Below are 3824 nucleotides of genomic sequence, written 5' to 3'. Positions count from 1 at the left end.
GGAGACGGAGCAGAGGAGTATTTTTACAACCTCTACGAATATGAAGACGGCACAAGAGAGTGTGAAAAGTTTGATGGTGGTCAGTATTACAAAACACCTAAGAATGCGGATTTCAGTACCAAAGCGCAAGTAAAAGCATGGGTTTACGGTGGGAATATTCCGAAAAGCGTTCTCAATTACGAACCTCTTATAGACGAGATCAATAGAGAGATTAAAAAGTTATCGGAAGTTGCTTGACAATATGGCAACATTATGTCTATTGTCGAATCAGGTGCCTGAAAAACACCTTGAATCGATAGCGGATAGATTGCCGACACAATCTTTTCTCCGCACATTAAAGACTTTGACTCATTGTATGTTACACACATATAATGGCTTTGTCGGGTGTGGTTACGCTATACAATACCTTTTATAGGGAAAGCGTAACGACGGACTATCGACCGTGTTTTTCAGCACCCGGCATCCTTTGTTTGATGTCAATGAAAAACCTCTAATCGATAGGAGTTCATTGTAAACATTCTTATAAAAATTACGGAACAAACAATTGATCAGGAAACTGTTCAAACGGTCAACGCACGCGAGTTGCATACGTTTTTGGAAATAGGAAAACGTTTTGCTACTTGGATTACAAACCGCATTAATCAATATGAATTTGAAGAAGGAAAAGATTTTATTTTAACGCTTCCCAAAATTGGGAAACGTAAAAATGTTATCAGTAATAGAATACCATCTCACTTTAGATATGGCAAAAGAGCTTTCCATGGTTGAACGCAACGAGAAAGGCAGACAAGCTCGTCGTTACTTTATCGAGTGTGAAAAAAAGTTAAAAAGCCAATCTGTTGATAATGACCGTGATACACGCTTTGATTTTCCAAAAGATTGGGATAAAATGTCTCCAACTAAAAAGGCTGTTTACATTTATGGCCCTCTCCACATGCATCTTGTCAAAGCCTTTACATTGGTAGAAGAAAGCAAATAGTATAAAACACTCATTGAAGAAGCAAAACAGGTTTTAGAAAAATCTGTTGTAAAAGCTGCTTAGATTTAAAAACATGATTTTATCTTCTCGTCTTCAAAGGCGAGGAGATAGTTAAGCCGCGTTTTTTATTGTAATAACGACTTGCTTGCCGAGAACACTCAGTGCTTGCTCTAAAGTTTGAAGCTTAGTTGGATAATTGGGGTCAAGAATGCGTCTTGCTTCTGTTTCTTTTTTACCCAAACGATGTGCCAATTCTGTTTTTGTAATATTCGCTTCATTAAAGGCTTCTACCACTGCGAGCTTAAGAGCATTCCACGCATCTACCGTAACTTCTACAAGGTCTTTGTACTGCCGTGGTGTAGGCAAAGGCAGACCGCGCATAGAATAGCTCCGTAATGCCAACCCTAAAGCTTCAACAGCATTCTCTAATGCCTCTACTCTATTTTCTCCAGCTGTTATTGCTTCAGGTACATCTGGAAAAGTCACAATAAAACCACCATCCGGATCAGTTTCAAATTTTGCTTGATACGTATATTCCATGTTTAGGTCTCCTCACTATGATCAAAATGTTTTTGAAACGAAAAATTAAAAACGTATGAAATACGAGTTTCATATTCCCAATTGTTTTTTTATTATCTTCACGTAAAGTGGCGTTAATTCACCCGATTTTATAACAGTTGTTTTGTCTCCAAAAGTTACCAAATAATGTGCCCTTTGCCTGCATCTGGAGCTTCACTGTAATGAAGACCTCTTTTTCTGGCTTCTTTGCGTAACTCTCTAAGCAGCGCTTCTCGTTTCATTTAGCCTCCCCTTAATTTGATAAAACCAATATCGCACAAAAAGGTTCGATTGTCAATAATAAATCAAGCAAAAAAGCCTCGCCTTTTTATAACACAGCTATTGAGTGAGTTTATCAAATAAGATTATAAAGTAATGCTTTAAAAAACTGTGATTAATTAACTGAAATAATTGAAAAAATAATAAAATTATGCTAAGATTTTTTACATATTTAAATACAAATTAAGGTAACAAAAAACATGCTAAACAAAGTGACATTAATAGGACGCCTCGGTGCTAACCCCGAAAGCAAAACCATGACTTCTGGAGCTGAAATAGTCAATTTTAGTATAGCAACTTCTGAAAGCTATACTGATAAAAAGACCAATCAAAAAATAGATAAAACGGAATGGCACTCCATTGTGGTTTTTAATCCACATTTAGCAAAAATTTCTCTTCAGTATCTCAGTAAAGGTTCAAAGGTTTACATAGAAGGCAAATTACAAACACGTAAATGGCAAGATAAAAATGGTCATGACCGTTACACAACAGAGATTGTCTTACCACAATTCAAAGGCGAGTTGTATTTGCTTGATGCCAAAAAAGAGCAATCGGCATTCCCTTCACCCATTACTTCTCAAAATTATGCTATCGCTTCAGGTGCTCAAGATTATAGAACCGCTCTTAACGATAGCGTCCCATTCTGATTGAAAAAAAATATGACAAAAAGAAAAAAACGTGCAAAACGCGGTCGTCCTCGGATTAAAGGATGTATCAGAGAACCAAATGGACGCATCTCACGAGCAAAAACACCGCATGAACCCATGGATAAATTGGCAATTGAAATGCGTGCCAAACGCTTCTGTTTGACCATAGAAGAGGCTAAAAATCCGCTTTCCGGTACCTATATCGGACGGCTTTATCTGCAAGGTGTGATTAATCAAGATCAGTATGATGCTGCACAAAAATATCTTGAAGTGAAAAACAATTACCTATGTGCAAAAGCCTTACCAAATGCAATTTATGATGACTTTACTCCATCTTTAAATGAAGAGGCAAAAAAACAATGGATTGAAAAAACTACTCATTACTATGAAGCAATGAAAGAGGTGCTAAAAGAAGCACAATGCCTTTATAGACAGCATAATCTTTATGCCGCACTACAATACATTGTTGTAGAAGAGCAATCGTTACCATATCTTGTTAATTCACTGTGTGTCGTTCTTAATGCGCTTCATAAGCATTTTACACAAAACCGCTAAATTCAAGCAGCATTTTGAATATTAATAGAGATCTCTTTTCCAAGAGCAATGAGAGTGGATTCCAAGGCATCTAATTTGGTTGCGTGGTTTAAATCCAACAATCGGTCAATTTGTGTTGGATGAAGTTTTAAAAGACGTACGAGATCAGCTTTGCGTAAGTTTTTTTCAATCATAGCGTTATGTATTGCAATTTTTAAAGTCACCAATGAAGATACTTCAACAAAAGGATAGGCAATATCACGATGTCCAAAGGGAATAGGTTCACGATCTTGAAAACGCCCCATAATGACTGTTAAAAGTGCATTTTTAGCCTGTTCCAAAGCCTCTTTTTCATCGTTACCATAGGTAATAAATTCCTGAAAGTCTTTAGAGACGACTAGAAGAGTATCATTGTCATCTTTGATAAATTTGATTGCATATTTCATTTACACCTCCATATTCAGGCTTATTTTAGGTCAAGATCTTTAAGAATCTTCTGGACTAATCCTGTTCCTAATTCTTTTCGCGTACCATGCATAGGTAAAACAGACTTTTTAGAACCGCGCTTTACAAGCAAATGTCCACCTTTCCCTGAAGTAAAACTGCAACCATGCTTTATAAGATATCTTTTCAATTCTTGACTATTCATTATAATAATATAACATCTAAAATGTTTCAATACAACATAAATGTTGTATTGAAGGAAAATAAAGAATATCTTTTAAAACACCATATTTAGGTAAAAAAATAAAAAAAATACAAGATCATGATTTTTTTGTTGACATAGTGTAAAAAATCGTATTTAATGACGCCACTGCACTAGTTGT

6 protein-coding genes and 2 pseudogenes are annotated in these 3824 nt (G+C 35.9%); 4 read left to right on the top strand and 4 right to left on the bottom strand.

All coding sequences use genetic code 11. The annotated features are described in order from the left end of the window. Both ACFIO5_RS09525 and ACFIO5_RS09520 read left to right on the top strand, forming a co-directional pair. Positions 1 to 237, top strand: a 237-nt coding sequence (locus ACFIO5_RS09525; RefSeq protein ID WP_375705278.1) for a hypothetical protein, incomplete at its 5' end; no start/stop codon positions are given. Positions 238 to 507: 270 nt separating this feature from the next. Continuing rightward, positions 508 to 1042 (top strand): annotated as a pseudogene (locus tag ACFIO5_RS09520) (antA/AntB antirepressor family protein). A 48-nt stretch (positions 1043 to 1090) separates the two neighbouring features. On the opposite strand, the gene ACFIO5_RS09515 reads toward ACFIO5_RS09520, so the two are convergent. Next, complete coding sequence (locus tag ACFIO5_RS09515) at positions 1091 to 1519, bottom strand: type II toxin-antitoxin system HicB family antitoxin (RefSeq protein ID WP_375633209.1); 429 nt, start codon at positions 1517 to 1519, stop codon at positions 1091 to 1093. Between the two features lie 69 nt (positions 1520 to 1588). After that, positions 1589 to 1779, bottom strand: a pseudogene (locus tag ACFIO5_RS09510) (hypothetical protein). Between the two features lie 237 nt (positions 1780 to 2016). On the opposite strand from ACFIO5_RS09510, the gene ssb reads away from it, so the two are divergent. Together ssb and ACFIO5_RS09500 are read left to right on the top strand one after the other, a co-directional pair. Next, positions 2017 to 2463 carry a single-stranded DNA-binding protein gene (gene ssb, locus ACFIO5_RS09505; RefSeq protein WP_375635091.1) on the top strand — a complete coding sequence of 149 codons (447 nt, stop codon included), beginning with the start codon at positions 2017 to 2019 and terminating at the stop codon, positions 2461 to 2463. A 12-nt stretch (positions 2464 to 2475) separates the two neighbouring features. Further along, the gene (locus ACFIO5_RS09500) at positions 2476 to 3018 is read left to right on the top strand and encodes a hypothetical protein (protein ID WP_375635090.1); all 543 of its coding nucleotides are present in this window, start codon (positions 2476 to 2478) and stop codon (positions 3016 to 3018) included. 2 nt (positions 3019 to 3020) lie between these two features. Here ACFIO5_RS09500 and ACFIO5_RS09495 read toward each other — a convergent pair whose 3' ends face one another. Both ACFIO5_RS09495 and ACFIO5_RS09490 read right to left on the bottom strand, forming a co-directional pair. Continuing rightward, positions 3021 to 3443, bottom strand: a complete 423-nt coding sequence (locus ACFIO5_RS09495) for a type II toxin-antitoxin system HicB family antitoxin (protein WP_375635089.1) — start codon at positions 3441 to 3443, stop codon at positions 3021 to 3023. A gap of 20 nt (positions 3444 to 3463) precedes the next feature. Further along, the gene (locus tag ACFIO5_RS09490) at positions 3464 to 3646 is read right to left on the bottom strand and encodes a type II toxin-antitoxin system HicA family toxin (RefSeq protein ID WP_006589116.1); all 183 of its coding nucleotides are present in this window, start codon (positions 3644 to 3646) and stop codon (positions 3464 to 3466) included. Positions 3647 to 3824: the final 178 nt, after the last annotated feature.

The organism is Bartonella sp. AA86SXKL, assembly GCF_042196885.1.
The sequence above is the reverse complement of the archived record's forward strand: the minus strand, read 5'-3'. Positions and strand labels throughout refer to the sequence as shown.